The organism is Mariniflexile sp. TRM1-10 (genome assembly GCF_003425985.1).
GTDB lineage: Bacteria > Bacteroidota > Bacteroidia > Flavobacteriales > Flavobacteriaceae > Mariniflexile.
On the sequence record NZ_CP022985.1, the window covers coordinates 37,501 to 57,761 of the forward strand.

Annotated in this window: 20 protein-coding genes and 1 tRNA gene; 11 read left to right on the top strand and 10 right to left on the bottom strand. The window is 32.7% G+C overall.

Annotation, left to right across the window (positions count from 1 at the left end):
• The first annotated feature begins 212 nt into the window (after nt 1-212).
• The 5 genes from thrS (at nt 213) to CJ739_RS00190 (ending at nt 4,921) form a co-directional block, all read left to right on the top strand.
• Nucleotides 213-2,147 (top strand): threonine--tRNA ligase, encoded by a 1,935-nt coding sequence (gene thrS, locus CJ739_RS00170; protein ID WP_117172007.1) that lies wholly within the window; start codon nt 213-215, stop codon nt 2,145-2,147.
• A 28-nt stretch (nt 2,148-2,175) separates the two neighbouring features.
• A complete protein-coding gene (gene infC, locus CJ739_RS00175) occupies nt 2,176-2,724 on the top strand; it encodes a translation initiation factor IF-3 (RefSeq protein WP_205419400.1) in 549 nt (182 codons plus the stop codon).
• 87 nt (nt 2,725-2,811) lie between these two features.
• Nucleotides 2,812-3,009, top strand: coding sequence for a 50S ribosomal protein L35 (rpmI, locus tag CJ739_RS00180; RefSeq protein WP_117172011.1), 198 nt, complete (start codon nt 2,812-2,814; stop codon nt 3,007-3,009).
• A gap of 120 nt (nt 3,010-3,129) precedes the next feature.
• On the top strand, nt 3,130-3,474 hold the full coding sequence (gene rplT / locus CJ739_RS00185; RefSeq protein ID WP_117172013.1) for a 50S ribosomal protein L20: 345 nt from the start codon (nt 3,130-3,132) through the stop codon (nt 3,472-3,474).
• A gap of 127 nt (nt 3,475-3,601) precedes the next feature.
• Nucleotides 3,602-4,921 carry a phenylacetate--CoA ligase family protein gene (locus CJ739_RS00190; protein WP_117172015.1) on the top strand — a complete coding sequence of 440 codons (1,320 nt, stop codon included), beginning with the start codon at nt 3,602-3,604 and terminating at the stop codon, nt 4,919-4,921.
• Here CJ739_RS00190 and CJ739_RS00195 read toward each other — a convergent pair.
• The gene (locus CJ739_RS00195; protein ID WP_117172017.1) at nt 4,908-6,047 is read right to left on the bottom strand and encodes a carboxylate--amine ligase; all 1,140 of its coding nucleotides are present in this window, start codon (nt 6,045-6,047) and stop codon (nt 4,908-4,910) included. The genes CJ739_RS00190 and CJ739_RS00195 overlap by 14 nt on opposite strands.
• Nucleotides 6,048-6,309: 262 nt before the next feature.
• Between CJ739_RS00195 and CJ739_RS00200 the strand changes: the two genes are divergently transcribed.
• Nucleotides 6,310-7,407: a hypothetical protein gene (locus tag CJ739_RS00200; protein WP_117172018.1), complete on the top strand. Its 1,098-nt coding sequence runs from the start codon at nt 6,310-6,312 to the stop codon at nt 7,405-7,407.
• Nucleotides 7,408-7,738: 331 nt separating this feature from the next.
• Here CJ739_RS00200 and CJ739_RS00205 read toward each other — a convergent pair whose 3' ends face one another.
• Nucleotides 7,739-8,161: a secondary thiamine-phosphate synthase enzyme YjbQ gene (locus CJ739_RS00205; RefSeq protein WP_117172019.1), complete on the bottom strand. Its 423-nt coding sequence runs from the start codon at nt 8,159-8,161 to the stop codon at nt 7,739-7,741.
• 140 nt (nt 8,162-8,301) lie between these two features.
• Here CJ739_RS00205 and CJ739_RS00210 point away from each other — a divergent pair, with 140 nt between their 5' ends.
• Nucleotides 8,302-8,745: a hypothetical protein gene (locus CJ739_RS00210; RefSeq protein ID WP_117172021.1), complete on the top strand. Its 444-nt coding sequence runs from the start codon at nt 8,302-8,304 to the stop codon at nt 8,743-8,745.
• 6 nt (nt 8,746-8,751) lie between these two features.
• On the opposite strand, the gene CJ739_RS00215 is transcribed toward CJ739_RS00210, so the two are convergent.
• From CJ739_RS00215 to tgt, 6 genes are all read right to left on the bottom strand, one after another.
• Nucleotides 8,752-9,936, bottom strand: a complete 1,185-nt coding sequence (locus tag CJ739_RS00215; RefSeq protein ID WP_117172023.1) for an asparagine synthetase B — start codon at nt 9,934-9,936, stop codon at nt 8,752-8,754.
• A 201-nt stretch (nt 9,937-10,137) separates the two neighbouring features.
• Nucleotides 10,138-11,679 carry a replicative DNA helicase gene (dnaB, locus tag CJ739_RS00220; RefSeq protein WP_117172025.1) on the bottom strand — a complete coding sequence of 514 codons (1,542 nt, stop codon included), beginning with the start codon at nt 11,677-11,679 and terminating at the stop codon, nt 10,138-10,140.
• 168 nt (nt 11,680-11,847) lie between these two features.
• Entirely contained in the window at nt 11,848-12,801 is a 954-nt protein-coding gene (locus tag CJ739_RS00225) for an acetyl-CoA carboxylase carboxyltransferase subunit alpha (protein ID WP_117172027.1), read from the bottom strand.
• 121 nt (nt 12,802-12,922) lie between these two features.
• Nucleotides 12,923-13,822, bottom strand: coding sequence for a DMT family transporter (locus CJ739_RS00230; RefSeq protein WP_117172028.1), 900 nt, complete (start codon nt 13,820-13,822; stop codon nt 12,923-12,925).
• Entirely contained in the window at nt 13,809-14,891 is a 1,083-nt protein-coding gene (locus tag CJ739_RS00235; RefSeq protein WP_117172030.1) for an LptF/LptG family permease, read from the bottom strand. The genes CJ739_RS00230 and CJ739_RS00235 overlap by 14 nt, the downstream gene beginning before the upstream one ends.
• Before the next feature lie 96 nt (nt 14,892-14,987).
• Nucleotides 14,988-16,118: a tRNA guanosine(34) transglycosylase Tgt gene (gene tgt / locus CJ739_RS00240; protein ID WP_117172032.1), complete on the bottom strand. Its 1,131-nt coding sequence runs from the start codon at nt 16,116-16,118 to the stop codon at nt 14,988-14,990.
• A gap of 418 nt (nt 16,119-16,536) precedes the next feature.
• Between tgt and CJ739_RS00245 the strand changes: the two genes are divergently transcribed.
• The gene (locus CJ739_RS00245) at nt 16,537-17,151 is read left to right on the top strand and encodes an outer membrane beta-barrel protein (RefSeq protein WP_117172034.1); all 615 of its coding nucleotides are present in this window, start codon (nt 16,537-16,539) and stop codon (nt 17,149-17,151) included.
• Between the two features lie 72 nt (nt 17,152-17,223).
• Here the strand turns inward: CJ739_RS00245 and CJ739_RS00250 are convergent, their stop codons facing one another.
• A complete protein-coding gene (locus CJ739_RS00250; protein WP_117172035.1) occupies nt 17,224-18,186 on the bottom strand; it encodes an FKBP-type peptidyl-prolyl cis-trans isomerase in 963 nt (320 codons plus the stop codon).
• Nucleotides 18,187-18,432: 246 nt separating this feature from the next.
• Between CJ739_RS00250 and CJ739_RS00255 the strand changes: the two genes are divergently transcribed.
• Both CJ739_RS00255 and CJ739_RS00260 read left to right on the top strand, forming a co-directional pair.
• The gene (locus CJ739_RS00255) at nt 18,433-18,828 is read left to right on the top strand and encodes an RNA-binding S4 domain-containing protein (RefSeq protein ID WP_117172037.1); all 396 of its coding nucleotides are present in this window, start codon (nt 18,433-18,435) and stop codon (nt 18,826-18,828) included.
• A gap of 83 nt (nt 18,829-18,911) precedes the next feature.
• Nucleotides 18,912-19,415, top strand: a complete 504-nt coding sequence (locus CJ739_RS00260; RefSeq protein WP_117172039.1) for a phosphoribosyltransferase family protein — start codon at nt 18,912-18,914, stop codon at nt 19,413-19,415.
• Here CJ739_RS00260 and CJ739_RS00265 read toward each other — a convergent pair.
• Nucleotides 19,407-19,928, bottom strand: a complete 522-nt coding sequence (locus CJ739_RS00265; protein ID WP_117172041.1) for a shikimate kinase — start codon at nt 19,926-19,928, stop codon at nt 19,407-19,409. The two genes, CJ739_RS00260 and CJ739_RS00265, sit on opposite strands and share 9 nt — an antisense overlap.
• Before the next feature lie 135 nt (nt 19,929-20,063).
• Here CJ739_RS00265 and CJ739_RS00270 point away from each other — a divergent pair.
• A tRNA-Lys gene (locus CJ739_RS00270) sits at nt 20,064-20,136 on the top strand.
• Nucleotides 20,137-20,261: the final 125 nt, after the last annotated feature.

The window sequence follows — 20,261 nt, forward strand, 5'->3', positions numbered from 1 at the left end:
TCGTTTAAACTTTTTACAATTGGTTAAAAAATTGTCCTTTTACACTCACTTTTTGCCTTTTCTTCGTTCCATAGCCCTGCTATGCAACTCTAAAATGTCTTCAATCGAGCGCAAAATGACTAATTTTCGCTTCAATTAAAAAAGTTTAAACGAGTTCATTGTATGTATTTGTTTATACTCCTATCTTTGCACACTGAATTTAATTTATTTTAATGATACATATTACATTACCCGATGGCAGTGTGAAAACGTTTGAAGCGAGCGTTACACCAATGGATGTTGCAAAAAGCATTAGTGAAGGATTTGCTAGAAACGTGATTTCAGCAAATTTTAATGGTACAACCGTGGAAACCGTAACGCCTTTAACCACCGACGGCTCGTTGGTTTTATATACTTGGAACGACAGCGAAGGAAAAACGGCCTTTTGGCATTCATCTGCTCACGTGTTAGCGCAGGCTATTGAAGAACTATATAAAGGTGCTAAACTTACTATTGGTCCTGCGATTGAAAACGGGTTTTATTACGATGTTGATTTTGGTGAACATGTAGTATCTGAAAAAGATTTTAAAGCGATTGAAGACAAGATGTTGGAAATTGCTCGTGGAAAGCATGATTTTAAAATGCGCTCTGCTACAAAAGCTGAAGCCTTAGATTTATATAAAGGTAATGAGTTTAAAACAGAGTTAATTACAAATCTTGAAGATGGCACGATTACTTTTTGTGATCATTCTACGTTTACAGATTTGTGTCGTGGTGGCCATATACCAAATACTGGCATTATAAAAGCCGTTAAAATCTTAAGTGTTGCTGGTGCTTATTGGAGAGGTAATGAAAACAATCCGCAATTGACACGTGTTTATGCTATTTCATTTCCAAAGCAAAAAGAGCTTACAGAATATTTGGAATTACTTGAAGAAGCTAAAAAACGCGACCATAGAAAACTCGGCAAAGAATTGGAGTTGTTTACATTTTCCCAAAAAGTGGGGCAAGGACTTCCTTTGTGGTTGCCAAAAGGTGCTGCATTACGTGAACGTCTAGAGAATTTTTTGAAAGCAGCACAAAAAAAGGCTGGTTACGAAATGGTCATTACACCTCATATTGGACAAAAAGAACTTTATGTTACTTCCGGGCATTATGCTAAATATGGTGCCGATAGTTTTCAGCCAATACATACACCAAAAGAAGGTGAAGAATTTTTGTTAAAGCCCATGAACTGTCCGCATCACTGCGAAATTTACAACAACAGCCAATGGAGCTATAAAGATCTACCTAAGCGTTATGCTGAATTTGGCACTGTATATAGATATGAACAAAGTGGTGAATTACATGGTTTAACACGTGTAAGGGGGTTTACTCAAGATGATGCGCATTTATTTTGTACACCAGACCAACTAGATACTGAGTTTAAAAATGTGATTGATTTGGTACTTTATGTATTTGGCTCGTTAGGATTTGAAAATTTTACCGCCCAAGTATCGTTAAGAGATCCTGAAAATCCTGATAAATATATAGGTAGCTTAGAAAACTGGGAGAAAGCTGAAAATGCTATTATGAGTGCCACCATAGATAAAGGTTTGAATTATACCGTAAAAACTGGTGAAGCTGCTTTTTATGGACCTAAACTAGATTTTATGGTAAAAGATGCGCTTGGTCGTCAATGGCAATTAGGTACTATTCAAGTCGATTACAACTTACCTGAGCGTTTCAATTTAACGTATAAAGGCAGTGATAATGAATTACACAGACCTGTAATGATACATCGAGCTCCTTTTGGAAGTATGGAGCGTTTTATTGCTATTTTATTAGAACATACCGCTGGTAATTTCCCACTTTGGTTGATGCCAACACAGGCTATTATACTGTCAATTAGTGAGAAATATGAAAAATACGCTGAAAAAGTTTTAAATTTGCTAGAAAATGACGAAATTCGCGCCCTTGTAGACCATAGGAATGAAACAATTGGTAAGAAAATTAGGGAAGCTGAAATGCAAAAACACCCTTTTATGATTATCATTGGTGAGCAAGAAGAAAAAGAAAACAAAATAACTGTGCGCATGCACGGAGGAGAAGATTTAGGAATGATTTCTATTGAAGACTTCTCAAAAATTATCAAAACAGAAATAAGCAAAACGTTAAAACCGTTTTAAATAAGTTTAACTTAAAAAATATAAAGCCATAGCAATTAGAAGAAAATCGCAACCCGCAAAAAGGGTTTCACAAGAGGATAAACATAGAATTAACTCTAAGATTAGTGCACCCAACGTTCGTCTGGTAGGCGAAAACGTAGAAATAGGTGTGTATTCTACCAGAGATGCTTTAAAAATAGCAGACGAGCAAGGATTTGATCTAGTAGAGATTTCTCCAAATGCAGATCCTCCTGTTTGTAAAGTTATGGATTATAAAAAGTTTCTTTACGAACAAAAGAAGCGTGATAAAGTTATTAAAGCCAAAGCTACTAAAGTTGTAATTAAAGAAATTCGATTTGGACCTCAAACCGACGATCATGATTACGAGTTTAAAAAGAAGCATGCCGAAAAGTTCTTAAAAGAAGGTGCTAAACTTAAAGCATTTGTTTTCTTTAAAGGACGTTCTATCGTGTTTAAAGAGCAAGGACAGATTTTATTATTAAGATTGGCCCAAGATCTTGAAGAATTTGGTAAAGTAGAACAAATGCCTCAATTGGAAGGCAAACGTATGACCATGTTTATTGCTCCAAAAAAGTAAAGAAAAGTATATCTTATATAAATAAGATGCTGAAATAAATTCAGCACAACGTAATTAAGCGAAATAATTAAAACCTAGGAAAAGAAAATGCCTAAAATGAAAACAAAATCGAGTGCCAAAAAACGCTTTAAGCTAACTGGTACTGGTAAGATTAAAAGAAAGCACGCTTTTAAAAGTCATATCTTAACAAAGAAGTCTAAAAAACGTAAGCTCGCTTTGACGCATGATACATTAGTAGATAAGGCGGATGAGAATAATGTTAAATTGATGTTACGTTTAAAGTAACAACTTTTTAACCGGTTAAAATAAATTATAAACCCTGGAGTTAGGCCATAAAGAATTCAGAATTCAGAATTCAAAATTCAGAATTAAAGAATCGCCTACTACAAAAAAACAATTAAAATTATGCCAAGATCAGTAAATTCTGTAGCAAAAAGAGCCCGAAGAAAAAAGGTTCTAAAACAAGCAAAAGGTTACTTTGGACGTCGTAAAAACGTTTGGACAGTAGCAAAAAATGCGGTTGAGAAAGCGATGCAATATTCGTATAGAGACCGTAGAAACAAAAAGAGAACATTCCGTGCATTATGGATTGCGCGTATAAACGCAGGCGCCAGAGAATATGGATTATCTTATTCTCAATTTATGGGGAAATTAAAAGCTAATGATATTGAATTAAACCGTAAGGTTTTAGCAGATTTAGCCATGAATAACCCAGAGGCTTTTAAAGCCGTAATAGAGAAAGTAAAATAAGGCGTTTTCGCCATTGTTAAACATATTATATTCGCTTAATATATAAAAATCCGATTCAAATGAATCGGATTTTTTTTGATTTAAATTTAAAATAAATGTAAATTTATAAACCTAATAACACAAGTATATGTATTTATCTAACCGTATAAGAAATATAAGTTTTTGGGCGTTAGATTTCATTAAAGGAAGCAAAATAAAAAACCATTTAACCGATATTTCTAAAATATTAGAAAACCATAATGGTTCCAATCCAAAAAGGCAACAACACATAAATAACTTAATTAATCATGCGGTAAGCACAACATTGTTTTATAAACAATATGATAAATTAAAAAATATTGAAGAGTTTCCTGTTATAAATAAAAGTATTATTCAAAATAATTTTAATACTTTTCAATCAGATTTTTTTTTAAAAAAAACAAAACACAAAGTCTCAACTAGTGGTTCAACAGGCATCCCTTTTTATTTATTTCAAGACAAAAATAAAAGGCACAGAAATACTGCCGATGTCATATATTTTTTCCAAAAAAGCGGATATATTATTGGAGAGAAACTTTATTTTTTAGAAGCTTGGAGGCACTTTAAAAATAATAATTTACTTAAATCTAGAATTAAAAACCTGGAATATATTGATATTTCAAGTTTTGAAAGTTTCCAAATTGAAGCTTTTTTAAATAAACTCAAAAACAGCTCAAAACCAAAAACCATTATAGGCTTACCATCTGCCTTTGAAAACATTTGTAAATACTTTGAAGCAAATGGTTCTTTCAACTCAAAACATTTCAATATTCATTCAATAATAACTGTCTCAGAATTTTTAAATAATGACCTAAAGACAAGTTTAAAAAAGCATTTCAATACAAAAGTAGTTTCAAGATATTCGAATGAAGAAATGGGAATTTTGGCACAACAAGACCCAAATGATGACAGCAACTGCTTTAATATTAATTGGGCTAGCTATCATGTAGAAATATTGAAAATGGATTCTAATGACAAAGCCGAATTGGGGGAATTAGGACGTATTGTGATAACCGATTTATTTAATTATTGTATACCTCTTATACGGTATGATACTGGAGACATAGGAGCTTTTGAAACCCCTCAAATAGGTAATGATCTTTATAAATTTAAAACTATTGAAGGAAGAAAAATGGATATCTTATATGACACCAGTGGCAAAATAATATCTCCACATTTAATACATACCATATTTTACAAATACTTTCATTGGTTAAAACAATATCAATTTATTCAAGAAAACGAAAAAGAATATACTGTTAAGTTAAATATACAAAGTTCATTTCCTAATGAAAAAGAATTGATAAATGATATTAAAAATGACTTTGGAAATGATGCTAAAGTAAGTATCATTTATGTGGATGAAATCCCTCCTTTATCATCTGGAAAAAGAAAAAAAGTAGCAAGTAATTATACTAAACCCGATTAAAATGATGCTTTATTTTTTCTAATATAATATTTTTAGTTCTCATAACAAATTTATAAACCATCGGAACTGGGTCATTTAAAGCATATTTAAAAGACGTATTATTCAATATAAATTTGAAATGAAATATGAAAAGAACATTATTTCTTATACTTTTAACTAATCCTTTTAAGTTTAAATAATTTACCTTTTTATACTTTGGCAACTCAAACTGCTTATTTAAACCTGTTAAACAATATAAATAAGGGAAATTAACGCCAGCAATTAATGATGCATCTAAAGATCCCCAGAACCGGGTATTAACTTCAATAATCTTAAATGTATTACTTTTTATGTCAAACCTACAATCTACATGGGCTACACCAGACCAATTAAGTGATTTGATTAACTTTACAATAATCTCATACAACTGCTCTTCATATACAAATTTAACTCCCAATAAAGGAGCGAACGGATTATCGGCATTCATGGTTGCTTTTTGAATTGTAAATGCCAAAATAGAACCAGACTTACATAAAACACTGCAACCTATATCATAACCCTCTATATATTCTTGAATAATAAATTCGTGATCATTTAATTTGTTAATTGCAAAATATTCTTGTAAACCCGCTAAGTCCTTAAAAATATTCACATCCGTTCCGCCCCCTATCCCTTCTGTCGGTTTAACTATTATTGGAAATTTTATGGTCTCATCTGTAGTTAAATTATTTGAATTATATAAATAACTTTTTGGAAACGGCAAGTTATTAGTCAATAAATGCTCTGCTAATTTCCATTTATTCTTCGCTATTTTAAAATTATTATAGGCAGGTAGTAAACATAATTTATCTTTAAATAATATTTTATCTTTATATTTTATTAATGCTTCAATTCCCTTTTCATAAATTGCCATTATTACGTCAATCTTATGCTTTTTTGACTCTTCATTAATGTTTTTAATCCACTCTAGTTCTTCATTTGTTTTAGGATAGTAAGAAAAATGAAATATATGTCTCGAATATCTCATTGGAATATGTCTTTGATTAGACATAATATAAATTTCAACATCCTTAACTTGAGACAAACTATTTACCACATAAATTAATAAATGGCTATCGCCATCTGGAATTAAAACTGAAATAGCCATTAATTTTTTTTTGCTTTTGCAGATAAATATAATATATTCTCAAACTTCATCTATGAAAATTTAACATAATTCAACAAACCTTCTAAATAATGAGAATAAATCATACTGAATAATCCTTTAATCGAATTTAATTGCAGCTAAACAAATATTTTAATCATGTTAAACGAATCTATATAATTTTGTATCAGATTTTAAACCTTCCTACTAGGGTGATTCGATTAATAGCAAAAAAATCAACACTTTAACTTAAAATTACAACATTATGAGAATTAAATTTTATGCAAGTTATGCCTTTCTTGTAGGCGTGTTAATGCTTTTTGGTATGTATAGCTGCCAAACCGAACCCTTAGATTCTGAACAGAGTTTAAGTGCTACAAGTAGTAGTGCTTCTAAAACAAGTTCAGTAATACTTGACTGGTCCTGCAGCACAACAGCAACTGAAGTTGACTTATTAGCAGGACAAACCATGTTAGTTGGAAAAGTGAAAGTAGAAGTTGTAGGTTCGGACTACAAAATAACCTACGATATTACTGCTGATGGTTATTGTTTAACATCTACACATTTATCTGTTGTTGAATCGCCAGATTTATTCCCAAATAATAATGGTAACCCTACAAATGGTCAATTTGAGTATGGTGATGACGAGCTTGATTGTGTTACAAGTGCTACTTATTATGTTCCTACTTCAAAAGGAACCTATATTGCAGCCCATGCAGTTGTAAATTGTGTGTCTGATGTTACAAGTGAAGCATTTGAACAGTCTTTACCAGAACAAGTGGATGTTTGCGTGACAGCTAAAGGTGTACCTGAAAGCTATTTCGATATACAAATTGCTGATGGAAATTCTTTATCTGGTTTATTTGATGCTTGGTGTCTAGATCAAGACGCTACTTTAAACAATAATGAATGTTTTACTGCTGATGTTTATTCTTCTTATGAAACTCTTCCTGCTGGTAAATTTGAAAAACCTGAAAATTTCGGAGCCCTTAATTGGCTTATGAATCAAGGATTTATAGGAACTGAAGCAACTCCTGAATTAGGTAATTATACTTTTGGTGATATTCAAATAGCTGTTTGGAAGTTAGTTGATGATAGTGTATGTACGCTATGCCAATTCACTGGCCCTTACAACAATGACAGAATAAATATGCTTGTTGAAATGGCTCTAGCTCACAATGACTTTGTGCCTGGTTGTGGTGACGATATTGTAATTGTTCTTATACCTACTGACAATAAGCAATCTATTTTTATTACCATCCCTGCACCATGTGGTGATTGTGAAGAAACAGCTTGGGGTGATGGTTGTCCATTCCCTGGAAAAAATTGGGCCACTTATTTTAAATATGACGCTGGTTTATAAAATAAATATTCGGTATGTTAAACAAAAAATCCGGTTCTTAATTGAATCGGATTTTTTTATGAAGTGGTTTAAACTTTTTCGATTGAAGCAGGAGGGAGCGTGAAAAAATAACCCAGTGGGTTATTTTAGCGAACGGGCCAGCCAGCGCAATGGCAATTTTACTCAATCGAAGTCTTTTTCGAGTTAGGGCCGAGCGTAAAGAAAAGGTTTAGTAAACCTTTTTAGAGAAGGAGCCAGCTTGTCGCGTTGGAAAAGCTACGGAAAGAAAAAAAGATGTAGAGTGGGCAAAAAAGGGCGATTTTTTAACCAATGGAAAAAGTTTAAACCACTTCTATATCCCAAAAGCGGTTATAATAATTGCTCTTGACCCACCATGATTTCTATGTTCACAAAGATAAATTCCTTGCCAAATTCCTAAGTTCAATTTTCCATTCGTTATTGGTATTTGTACCGAAGTTCCTAATAAAGAGGCCTTAATATGTGCAGGCATATCATCAGAACCTTCATAAGTATGTTTATAATAAGGCGCATTTTCAGGAACCATTTTGTTAAAATGACTTTCAAAATCTGTTCTTACCGTAAAATCGGCATTTTCATTTATGGTCAAACTAGCCGATGTGTGTTTAATAAATACCTGTAATTGCCCTATATTAATTTGACTAATTTCTGGAAGTGCCTCCAAAACAGTATCGGTTATTAAGTGAAAACCTCTTGAGTATGACTTTAATTTTATTTGCTTTTGAAAGGACTTCATATATCTTTATTATTAAATTAAAATGATGCCTAGATTTAAGTTTTAAAATATAATTGCACGCCGCATTTTTCGTTTTAATAACGCAACCTTTTAAATTTAATAGCATCTATACAAAAATAGAGAACCTAAATTTAAATACGATGAGACCTAATATTTTAATTGCATTTTTAAGCTTTATTACTTTAACAAACTGCTCTATTGGTAATAATGACGATATCCCAGAGCAAATAATAACTACGTATTGGCATTTAACGAATGTAAGTGGTGGGGTGGCAGGTGTTGATAATGATTTTGATCTCAATGATATTGTTTGGCATTTTAATAATACCACCAATAAATTAACAATTAATAATACCAACACCGATGATACCATTGAAGATGGTTTTGATTCCGGAATTTATAACTTTTCGGTTACAACTGTTGGTAGTGACGAATTTCTTGTTATAGATTCCAATGAATTTGGCAAAGTGGTTGCTACCCAAACCCAATTAACAATAGACCAAAATATGACTACAAGTGGAACTGGTGCAGATGGTTTTATATATACTTTTACCCGCGTAACTATTGTTGAAGATGCTGAATAAAAACGTTTAAGTTTTCTGTTTCTTTTTTCGGGCTGCAGGAAATAATACGTTGTTTAAAATGAGTCTGTAACCAGGTGAGGTTGGATGTAAATCGAGTTCGGTTTTAGAGTCTCCTACCCTATGCTGATAATCTTCAGGATCGTGACCACCATAAAAAGTAAAAAAGCCTTTTCCTTTTATGCCATGAATATACTTAGCCTCTCCGTTAGACTTGGTTTCTCCCATTACCAACACATTCGATTTTATCTCATCTCTGGTAAAAGCGGTTGTTTGACCCATAAAACCTTTTACCAAAGCGGTGTGGTTTTGGCATAGCATCGTTGGAATAGGATCCCATTTAGCCGAAAATTCCATTAAAGAAAAATAATCGGAGGTTTTGGAAACTGCTCGCTTTTGAGTCATATCAATAGAAGAAAACTCATAAACATTCGGGTTACGTTCTAAAATGTAATTTGTAAAGGCAAAGGTTTTATTATAATCAATTTTATTTTGATACCCCGAATCACTACCATCACCATCAAACATGGGTTCGCAAATATCGATACCTTCGGCAGATAAAGCAATATCAAAACTATCGGTAGCGCTGCACATGGCAAACATAAAACCACCACCAATAACATAATCTCTTATTTTCAAAGCAACATCCAGCTTTTCTTGTGATACCTTGTTATAACCCAATTTTGTTGCTAAGGCTTCTGCCTCTTTCTTCTCTTCAATATACCAGGATGACGCTTTGTAAGCACCATAAAATTTTCCATATTGCCCCGTAAAATCCTCGTGATGTAAGTGCAGCCAATCGAATGCTAAAAGTGCATCGTTCAACACTTCTTCATCATAAATAGTTTCATAAGGTATTTCTGCATATTCCAACACCATGGTTACGGCATCGTCCCAAGGTAATTTTCCTTTTGGGGTATAAACAGCAATTTTAGGAGCTTTTTCTAAAATAACGGCTTCCATGTTTTGGCTCGGACTACTTATTTCTTCTAAAATGCTTTCGGTTTTTGAATCAGAAAGTACTTCAAACGATATGCCCCTAATTTGACATTCTCGTTGAATTTCTTGTGTATCGGGCAATAAAAAAGAACCGCCACGAAAATTAAGCAACCATTTTATTTTTTGCTCTTTACTTAATACCCAATAGGTTAATCCGTATGCCTTTAAATGATTTTTTTGACTCTCCGCATCCATAGGGATTAGAATGTAGGATGCATAGGTTTTTAAACCTATGAATAACAAAAATAATGTGACAAATATCTTTTTCAAAATTGAGGCTAAGCTTTATATGGTTTCTCAGCCACTTCTTCTCCGAAATGACTAACTTTCCATAATTTACGTTGAAAGATACTTAAATTTTATTCTTTCTAAAATTAGTTTAACAGAAGATTGGATTTAAAATGGCACATCGTTATCATCATCATCATTAAACGAACTACCAAAAGCTTGGTCTGGACTTGCTTTAAACGTATCGGACTTAAATGTATCATCGTTTGCTGCAGCATTCATTTTAGAATGAAATTCGAAAGGTGAATCAAAGTCATCTAAATTATCGAACTTACCTAAATGTCCAATAAACTTTAAACGTATATTTTCTAAACCACCATTACGGTGCTTTGCTACAATAAACTCACCTTGTCCTTCGGTTGGTGAACGTTCTTCATCATCCCATTCATCGATTTTATAATACTCCGGTCTGTAAATAAAGCTTACAATATCGGCATCTTGTTCAATAGCACCCGATTCACGTAAATCTGAAAGCAACGGGCGTTTACTACCACCACGAGTTTCAACCGCACGCGATAATTGTGACAGTGCTATTACGGGTACATTCAATTCTTTTGCCAAAGCTTTGAGGTTTCTGGAAATCATCGATATTTCTTGCTCGCGGTTTCCACCATGGTTGCTACCTCCTGTCATTAATTGTAAATAATCAATCATGATGAGTTTGATACCATGTTGCGAAGATAAACGGCGCGCTTTTGCTCGTAAATCGAAAATAGAAAGCGACGGTGTATCATCAATAAACAAAGGGGCTTTTTCAAGACCTTTAACTTTTACATTAAGTTGCTCCCACTCGTGTTTCTCTAGTTTTCCTGTTCTTAATTTTTCTGAAGACAGTCCAGTTTCACTAGAAATTAAACGGGTTATTAATTGTACCGAAGCCATCTCTAACGAGAAAAATGCTACGGGAATATTCTGGTCCACGGCTATGTTTCTTGCCATAGATAGGGTTAATGCTGTTTTACCCATACCAGGACGTGCTGCAATAATAATTAAATCGGACGGTTGCCAACCCGATGTTAATTTATCTAATTTGGTAAAGCCTGTTGGAATACCACTTAACCCTTCCTTGTTAGAAATTTCTTCAATTTTCTTTTTAGCCTGAATTACTAATTCTTGAGCTGTTTCGCTCGATTTTTTAATATTACCTTGGGTAACTTCGTATAATTTTGATTCGGCAGCGTCTAATAAATCGAAAACATCTTTGGTTTCATCATAAGAATCTTCAATAATCTCACTTGAAATTTTAATTAAACTCCGTTGAATAAATTTTTGTAAAATGATGCGTGCATGAAACTCTATATGTGCCGAAGAGGATACTTTTTGGGTTAAAGAAATGAGGTAAAAATCACCCCCTGCGAGCTCCAGCTTAGCATTTTTCTTTAATTGTGTTGAAACGGTTAATAAGTCGATTGGTTCACTATTCTCAAACAATTGAAATATAGCGGAAAAGATGTGTTGATGCGCTTCTTTATAGAAAGCGTCTGGACTCAAAATATCGATAACTTCATCGACTCCTTTTTTATCAATCATCATCGCCCCTAGCACAACTTCTTCTAAATCAAGTGCTTGTGGTGGTATTTTTCCTTTCTCAAGGCTAATCAATGTACTTTTGTCAACTTTAAATCCTCTAATTTGGTCGGGTTGTTTCATAACTACGAAAGTAACTAAAAAGAACGTGTTTTTTGTTAGAAAATGAATTATGATTGTTAACTAGTCTTTAACAATTTAGTTGTTAATAACTTATAAGTATTGTCAATAACACAAAAAAAATCCGAAGCTTTATACTTCAGATTTTCTTGTATTATGTTATTAAACGTATTAGCCTTTAAAGACTCCCATATGAGAATATTTATCCATACGTTTGGCAACTAAATCTTTTGGTGATAAGTTTTTAAGTTCTTCAAACGATTTTACAATGGCATTACTAACCGTAGAAAATGTTTTATCTCTATCTCTATGTGCACCACCTAGTGGTTCTTTTATAATTTCATCTACTAATTTTTGCTTCTTCATATCGGTAGCTGTTAATTTTAAGGCATCAGCAGCTTGTTCTTTAAACTCCCAACTACGCCATAAAATAGACGAACAAGATTCGGGAGAAATTACAGAATACCATGTATTTTCAAGCATCAAAACTACATCACCAACACCAATACCTAAAGCACCACCGGAAGCACCTTCACCAACTATAATGGTGATAATTGGCACTTTCAAGCGGGTCATCTCTAAAATATTTCTAGCAATGGCTTCTCCTTGTCCACGCTCTTCGGCTTCCAAACCTGGAAATGCACCTGGCGTGTCTATAAGAGTCACTACAGGTATGCCAAATTTTTCAGCAGATTTCATTAAACGTAATGCTTTTCTATAACCTTCTGGGTTTGCCATACCAAAATTCCTGTATTGGCGTGTTTTGGTGTTATAACCTTTTTGTTGGCCAATGAACATAAAACTTTGGTCACCAATTTTACCTAGTCCACCAATCATTGCTTTATCATCCTTAAAGCCTCTGTCTCCATGTAATTCTAAGAAAGATTCACCGCAAATAGCACGAATATAGTCTAAAACATAAGGTCTATCTGGATGACGAGACATTTGCACACGTTGCCAAGGTGTTAAGTTTTTGTAAATATCTTTTTGGGTGGCAACTAATTTTTTCTCAATATTTGAACATGTTTCAGTAACATCTACTTCACTCTCTTCACCAATAACTCTACATTTTTGCAATTGGTCTTCAAGTTCTTTTATGGGTAGTTCAAATTCTAAATATTCCATAAGAATTTTATTTTGGCTATTAATCTTAAGTTAGTCTACAAACCTACATATTTTTTCATTTTAAATTGATAAAAATATAAAAATGTTGAGGCTTTTAACTTCTTTACAAAAATAAGAATTCTTAAAGAGAATACTTGTTTTTTAACAATCTTATGTTTTTTAGAATGGCATTTAGTAACACCGTGGCAATAATTACTATAGCTCCGTAATAAAATGACGAACTCATATATTCTTTTTCTGGAAACAAAATAACTGCCATAAAAATACCATAAATAGGTTCCAAATTATAGCTAAGAACCACTGTATATGGACTAATAACCTTCATGACATGCACCGCTGCAATAAATGCATAAGCTGTACATATAGAGGCTAAAATAAATAAGTATCCATAATCCGAATGACTTAAATTAAAAAACTCCGCAGAAAAGCCTCCACCAAAAATCAAAATATAAATAGATATAAATAAAACACCACTTAAAAATTCGTAAAATGAAATAACCGTCGCTGTATGCTGCTTTAAAAAACTACCGTTTAACACTGCAAAAAGCGATGACAAAAACGCAGATGAAATTCCTAAAATGATGCCATTAATATACTTTATTTCACTTTTAGTGATTATAAAAACACCTATTATTACTATCACTCCAAATAGAATTTCATACCAAATAATACGTCGCTTATAAATTATAGGCTCTATTAACGACGCAAAAAAAGCACCGCAAGAAAACATGGCAAGTGTTATGGATACGTTTGATGCATCGATAGCTCCAAAAAAGGTAATCCAATGCAAGGCTATAATAATACCAGCAATAGATAATCTAACAATTGATTTGAGACTTATTCTTATATCAATCTTTGCTATTTTTATGTAAATAAAAATCAAAAAAGACGCCATTACCATTCTAAACCAAACTAAAGGAATGGCCGTAATGGTAATTAATTCACCTAAAATAGCAGTAAAACCAGCTATAAAAACTAAGAAATGAAGATGTAAATGATTTTTTAGCTTAACGTTTAGCATTGCGCAACAGGAAAATGGCTAGAATACCGAAAACGACATTTGGAAACCAAGCAGCTACTAGTGGTGAGAAATCGGATTGTTCTGCCATAACACCAAAAATTTTATCGAAAAACACAAAAACCATGGCAATACATATCCCTACTGCCAAATTAACCCCCATACCACCACGTCGTTTTATAGAAGATACCGCTACAGCAATAATGGTTAAAATAAACACAGAAACTGGTAAACTCCATTTTCGGTATAATACTAATTTAAAACGCCCCACATTTGAAGAACCTCTGGCCTCTTCTTTGGCTATAAATTGTTTTAAATCACCATACATCTTAGTTTCAGCTGCATAAATTTCAGGAATTAAATCGTCTACATCAAAAGCAAAAAGTGTGTCTTTGGTTGCGCTGATTTCTAATTCATCTTCATTTACACCTATAGTACGCTTAACATAATTGGTCAATCTATAAGTAGTATCTTCCTCAATGTATTTAATATTATTGGCTGTTATCTTATACTTTAGTTCATTCTTTTCAAAATGCTCTAACGCAAAATTACTTCCATTTTTATTTGCTACATCAAAACTACTCACATAAATAATGTCGTTATCGTTAATTTGCCTGAAAACGTTTTGGCCAGTTTCTTCAAAAGCTGATTTACCTTTTTTTAGATATTTATAAGTAAAGTCGTTAAAGCCTTCGCTGGCTTTTGGAGCTAAAAATAAACCTAGTAAAATAGCTAATACCCCAACTATGGTTGCGCCAATCATGTAGGGACGTAAAAATCGGGAAAATGACACACCTGAACTTAAAAAAGCTATGATTTCGGTGTTATTGGCTAATTTTGATGTAAACCAAATAACAGATAAAAATAAAAATAACGGAAAGAGTAAATGTGCAAAATATATTGTGAAATTATAAAAATAGACGAGCACTTCACCTATTGGCACTTCGCTTTCAAGAATTTTACCTATTTTTTCAGCAAGATGCACTGTTATTCCTATGGGAATAAACAATAGCAACATCATAAAAAATGTAAACAAATAACGTTTTAATATGTACCAGTCTAGTATTTTCAAATTGGGTATTTATTGTTTGGTTTTGGGTATCAGGTGTTGGGTTTTGGTTGAAAACTTTAAACTCTTAACTCATAACTTTTCATAACTCTTAACTCTTCATAACCTATTGTCCATTTGTTTTACCATTTGGTCTTTCCAAGTTTTAAAATCTCCTGCTAATATATGCTTTCTTGCCTCACGAACCAACCACAAATAAAACCCTAAATTATGAATGGTAGCTATTTGTTTTCCTAATAATTCGTTAACCGTAAATAAATGTCTTAGATAAGCTTTAGTGTATTCGGTATCTACAAAGGTTATCCCCATGTCATCTACTGGCGAAAAATCGGCTTCCCATTTTTTATTTTTGATATTTATGGTTCCGTGTGCTGTAAACAACATACCGTTTCTGGCATTTCGAGTTGGCATCACACAATCGAACATATCAATACCTAACGCTATATTTTCTAAAATATTGATAGGTGTACCAACGCCCATTAAATAACGGGGCTTGTCTTCGGGTAAAATTTCGGTTACCACTTCAGTCATGGCATACATTTCTTCGGCGGGTTCGCCAACCGAAAGTCCACCAATGGCATTTCCAACAGCTCCGGCATTGGCAATATACTCGGCAGATTGTTGTCGTAAATCTTTATAAGTGCTACCTTGAACTATAGGAAAAAAGGCTTGATCGTAATCATATTTTAAAGGCGTTTTTTCTAAATGATTGATGCATCTATCCAGCCAACGGTGCGTCATATGCATGGAACGTTTTGCATATTTGTAGTCGCATGGATATGGGGTACATTCATCGAACGCCATAATAATATCGGCACCAATTGAACGTTGAATTTCCATAACGTTTTCGGGTGTAAACGTATGGTAACTACCATCTATATGCGATTTAAATTTAACACCTTCTTCTTTAATTTTCCTATTTGCAGAAAGCGAATACACTTGATAACCACCCGAATCGGTTAAAATATTTCGATCCCAATTCATAAATCTATGAAGACCGCCCGCTTTTTCTATAATGTCTGTTTGTGGACGTAAATATAAATGATAGGTGTTCCCTAGGATAATATCTGGATTAATGTCCTCTTTTAACTCGCGTTGATGTACCCCTTTTACAGTTCCTACAGTACCGACAGGCATAAAAATGGGGGTTTCAATGACACCATGATTGGTGGTAATTGTACCTGCTCTTGCTTTACTTTGGGTGTCTTTCGCTTTTAATTCAAATTTCATCTAGTATTCTTATCGCTTTTATAAAAAAGGTTAAATTTATAACCTGCTGGGTCTAATTACGTTATTCAGGCTAATTATATTCATTGTCACATTGAGCTTGTTGGAATGTATTTTTAATATCTTCGACAATGCCCAGACTGACACTTAAGTGCTAAATTGACTTAAATCATTCTAGACCAAATTATATAAATAGCATTTTGGTTGGCAAAGATAATTAACTGAAAAATGATATTGATTGTTATGAAAAGAAAATAATTTGCTTTTGAAAACGTTTTTGATTGTATGTGAATACGTGTTCATTTGAATTATATAAAAAACTAAATGAATTGTATAACATAGAAAAATTTGATATTATATATTTTTGGATATATATTTTTAGAGAAACAAAAACCCCACGTCAAAATTAAAAACAAAAATTATGAGACATTTAAAAAGCAAATTGAATGCTAGTAAAAAATCAGTTTTACTAATATTATTTTTAGTATCAACATTATCATATACTTATGCGCAATCGGCCACCGGTTTTGGATTAAAAGGTGGATTAAATTATAATGCCAATGGCGATTATTTTGAATCTATTGGTGATAACGCACAAAACCCCGATAGGAACATTGGTTACCATATTGGTGTGTTTGGGAAAATTGGAAACCAAATTTACTTTAAACCGGAATTGGTTTATACAAGTACCAAAAGTGATTACAACGACGATAGCTTTAAAATGCAAAAATTGGATGCCCCATTATTAGTTGGCATAAAAGTAATAGGCCCAATTAGTGTTTTTGGAGGTCCGTCGCTACAATATATATTGGACTCCGAATTTGATGGTATTTCTATGGATGATGTTGAAAATGATTTAACAGTTGGTTTGAATTTTGGTATTGGACTTAACTTTAATAAAGTTGGTATCGATTTAAGATACGAACGTGGTTTTAGCGAAAATGAAGCTACTTTTATTGGTAACAATGGTATTGGAACTGGTAGATTAGACACTAGACCCGACCAATTGATTTTAAGTTTATCTTTAATACCGTAAAAATAAATTGCTTTAAAACAAAAAACCTCGCTAATGGCGAGGTTTTTTGTTTTAAAAATATCGAGTATGTTGTTATTCTCTAATTTTATCATTTGGATCTAAATAGTTAGGGATGCCATTGTCATTTGAATCGTCGTTGGTGGGATCGCCATCTTTATTGATATCTTCATTGATAGTTGAAATACCATCACCATCATCATCGACATCTATATAATCGGGCGTACCATCACCATCGGTATCATCATCTGTAGCATCGGTTAAATCTTCAAAATTTACTGTAAATTCTCCGTCACCATTCAAATCTTCAAGATACGAGGGAACGCCATCACCGTCATGATCGTTTTCAGCCATTTGTAATAATTCAAACTTAAATATTAATGGTGAATAGGCTGGAATACCACCAGAAGCATTAGAAAAATAGGCCAAACCCGAAGGTAAAAACATGACACCTAAACCTTTATTGGTATAATTAACGGTGCCATCGCCATTTTCGATAAAACTTTCAGCTGTATTAAATTCAGGTATTACTTTTCTCCAACCAGGTATAAGCCCTGAAGTTGTAATGCCATTACCTATTAAATCACTATCTATAGGGTTTACAGAGTAATCAAAAACAACATCATCAAGTGTAAAACCTTCATAATTAAAACGAATTTTATCGCTGAATTTAGGTGAATCTCCACCTCCCTGGTTTAATTTAAGAACGTAATATTCATAATCTGTCTCTGCAAAAATAGTTGTTTTTGGCATTCCAACTGCATCTTTAAGCTTCGTATATCCATCAGGAATAGTTTCACCTTCTAATCGTTTGATAATAATTATGTCCGAAATACTAGGATTGGTATTAGATTCGAACTCGCTAGCATTATAATAATGAGTATCTAGATACTTATCCAAAGAATCTTTATCTTTAAGCTGTTGCTCTGCCCTATCTCTTATCTCAATAACAACAGGATCTGGATCGTCATCTTTCTTACATGATAACACTCCAATGGTTAAACATAACAGATATAGGCTTACTTTTCTTAAATTCATGCGTTATTTTGTTTTTTAAAGGCTTGGCCTGTGAATTCTTTTCTTGATTTTATTAAATCTTAAAAGAATACTCCATTATTCCTTATTTTTGAGCCGCAAGATACAATTTAAATATAATTTTGCATAACAACATTAACGTAGTTTTCATCTGTATATTTTATTTTTTATATGGTCAGATGCAATTCTCATAATTAATAATTCATATGGTGAATATTTTTTCATCCATGCTCATTTCACAATAATTATATGCGTATAGATAAGTATTTATGGTGTGTTAGATATTACAAAACAAGAACTATTGCAACTACAGCTTGCAAAAAAGGGCATGTTCGTGTAAATCAAGAAATTGTTAAACCCAGTAGAGAAGTTTACCCTCAAGATGTTATTGAATTAAGAAAAGACCAAATAAACTACCGCCTTACTGTAAACGACATTCCTGAAAGTAGGATTGGCGCTAAATTAGTTGACATTTATAGAACCGATACCACTCCTAAGGAACAGTTTGAAGCGCAAGAACTTTTAAAATACTCAAAAGATTATTACAGAAAAAAAGGCGTTGGCAGACCTACTAAAAAAGATAGAAGAGACATTGATGGTTTTACCGATGAACCACCTTTGAAAGCTGATGACTCGGAAGAGTGAATGTAGATTACAACTTCCTCTGAAAAAAATAATAGAAACAGGTAAAAATGAGTAATTTTATACTTTAAAACAATACAACCGATATGAACGTTACAAACAATGTGATATTAAACCACGATGAAATTAACCATAAAATAAGACGTATTGCGTTTCAAATTTATGAGAATAATGTAAACGAAAAAGAAGTTATTTTAGCCGGTATAGATAGTAACGGTTACATTTTTGCCAAAAAATTAAAAAGCGTACTTCAAAAAATATCAAACATCAATCCTATTCTATGTAAAGTAAATATTGATAAAAAAAATCCCCATCTGCCAATAAAAACATCTATTCAACCAGAAGATTACGAAAATAAATCGCTGGTATTGGTTGACGATGTTTTAAACTCAGGCACAACCTTAATTTATGGTGTGAAGCATTTTCTAAATGTGCCCTTAAAACAATTTAAAACGGCTGTTTTAGTAAATAGAAACCATAAAAAATATCCTGTTAAAGCCGATTTTAAAGGTATTTCACTCTCCACTTCTTTACATGAGCATGTAAACGTTGTATTAGATGGCAAAAAGTTTGAAGTTGTTTTAGAATAGCTGTAACACGACTTCTTCTACGATATCGCTTTCTGGTTTGTTATCTGTAGTTATAGTGACATGCGCTAAATTATAATATTGAGACCGCTCAAAAAGATGCTTCCCAATAAATTCAGCCAATAAATCGTCTGTTTCTATATGGGCAATTAACGGTCGTTTGCTCTTTTCATTCTTCAATCGGGCAATTAAAGTAGGGATAGACGCTTTTAAATAAATACTTTTTGCATTATTCGCTTTTAAAATTATATCCATATTATTACTATAACATGGCGTCCCCCCTCCTAAAGACAATACTAATTTGCTTTTAGAAGCCAGTAATTCTTTTAAATAATGCGCTTCTAGTTTTCTGAAATGAATTTCTCCTTTTGATTTAAATATATTACTAATGGTCGAATTTTCTTTTTCTTCAATGTAATCATCTAAATCTAAAAACCCATAATCTAGTTTTTTTGCCAAAATTCTACCTAAAGTAGACTTTCCTGAAGCCATATACCCAATTAAAATTACAATCATTTTTACGCTATAAATTGATTATTAAAAACATACGTTTTAGTACTGCAAAAAAACAAAAAATTCTTTTAAAAAAGTCTTGTTTTATTGAAAATAGGTTTTATATTTGCACCCTCGTTACAGAGAAACAAAATACAAGACCTGGTAGCTCAGTTGGTAGAGCATTTCACTTTTAATGAAAGGGTCCTGGGTTCGAATCCCAGCCCGGTCACAAGTTTAAAGAATTTGATTCTTTAAAAACAACTAAAGTACTGAATTGAAGTGTTAACAAGGCTTGCAAATGCAAGCCTTTACACTAATCTTAACTTAATTCGGTACCATGATCAACAGCCTAAC

Coding starts and splice junctions, on each gene's coding strand:
- thrS (WP_117172007.1), top strand. CDS start 213: ATGATACATATTACATTACCCGATGGCAGTGTGAAAACGTTTGAAGCG.
- rpmI (WP_117172011.1), top strand. CDS start 2,812: ATGCCTAAAATGAAAACAAAATCGAGTGCCAAAAAACGCTTTAAGCTA.
- rplT (WP_117172013.1), top strand. CDS start 3,130: ATGCCAAGATCAGTAAATTCTGTAGCAAAAAGAGCCCGAAGAAAAAAG.
- CJ739_RS00190 (WP_117172015.1), top strand. CDS start 3,602: ATGTATTTATCTAACCGTATAAGAAATATAAGTTTTTGGGCGTTAGAT.
- CJ739_RS00195 (WP_117172017.1), bottom strand. CDS start 6,047: ATGGCTATTTCAGTTTTAATTCCAGATGGCGATAGCCATTTATTAATT.
- CJ739_RS00200 (WP_117172018.1), top strand. CDS start 6,310: ATGAGAATTAAATTTTATGCAAGTTATGCCTTTCTTGTAGGCGTGTTA.
- CJ739_RS00205 (WP_117172019.1), bottom strand. CDS start 8,161: ATGAAGTCCTTTCAAAAGCAAATAAAATTAAAGTCATACTCAAGAGGT.
- CJ739_RS00210 (WP_117172021.1), top strand. CDS start 8,302: ATGAGACCTAATATTTTAATTGCATTTTTAAGCTTTATTACTTTAACA.
- CJ739_RS00215 (WP_117172023.1), bottom strand. CDS start 9,936: ATGGATGCGGAGAGTCAAAAAAATCATTTAAAGGCATACGGATTAACC.
- dnaB (WP_117172025.1), bottom strand. CDS start 11,679: ATGAAACAACCCGACCAAATTAGAGGATTTAAAGTTGACAAAAGTACA.
- CJ739_RS00225 (WP_117172027.1), bottom strand. CDS start 12,801: ATGGAATATTTAGAATTTGAACTACCCATAAAAGAACTTGAAGACCAA.
- CJ739_RS00230 (WP_117172028.1), bottom strand. CDS start 13,822: ATGCTAAACGTTAAGCTAAAAAATCATTTACATCTTCATTTCTTAGTT.
- tgt (WP_117172032.1), bottom strand. CDS start 16,118: ATGAAATTTGAATTAAAAGCGAAAGACACCCAAAGTAAAGCAAGAGCA.
- CJ739_RS00245 (WP_117172034.1), top strand. CDS start 16,537: ATGAGACATTTAAAAAGCAAATTGAATGCTAGTAAAAAATCAGTTTTA.
- CJ739_RS00250 (WP_117172035.1), bottom strand. CDS start 18,186: ATGAATTTAAGAAAAGTAAGCCTATATCTGTTATGTTTAACCATTGGA.
- CJ739_RS00255 (WP_117172037.1), top strand. CDS start 18,433: ATGCGTATAGATAAGTATTTATGGTGTGTTAGATATTACAAAACAAGA.
- CJ739_RS00260 (WP_117172039.1), top strand. CDS start 18,912: ATGAACGTTACAAACAATGTGATATTAAACCACGATGAAATTAACCAT.
- CJ739_RS00265 (WP_117172041.1), bottom strand. CDS start 19,928: ATGATTGTAATTTTAATTGGGTATATGGCTTCAGGAAAGTCTACTTTA.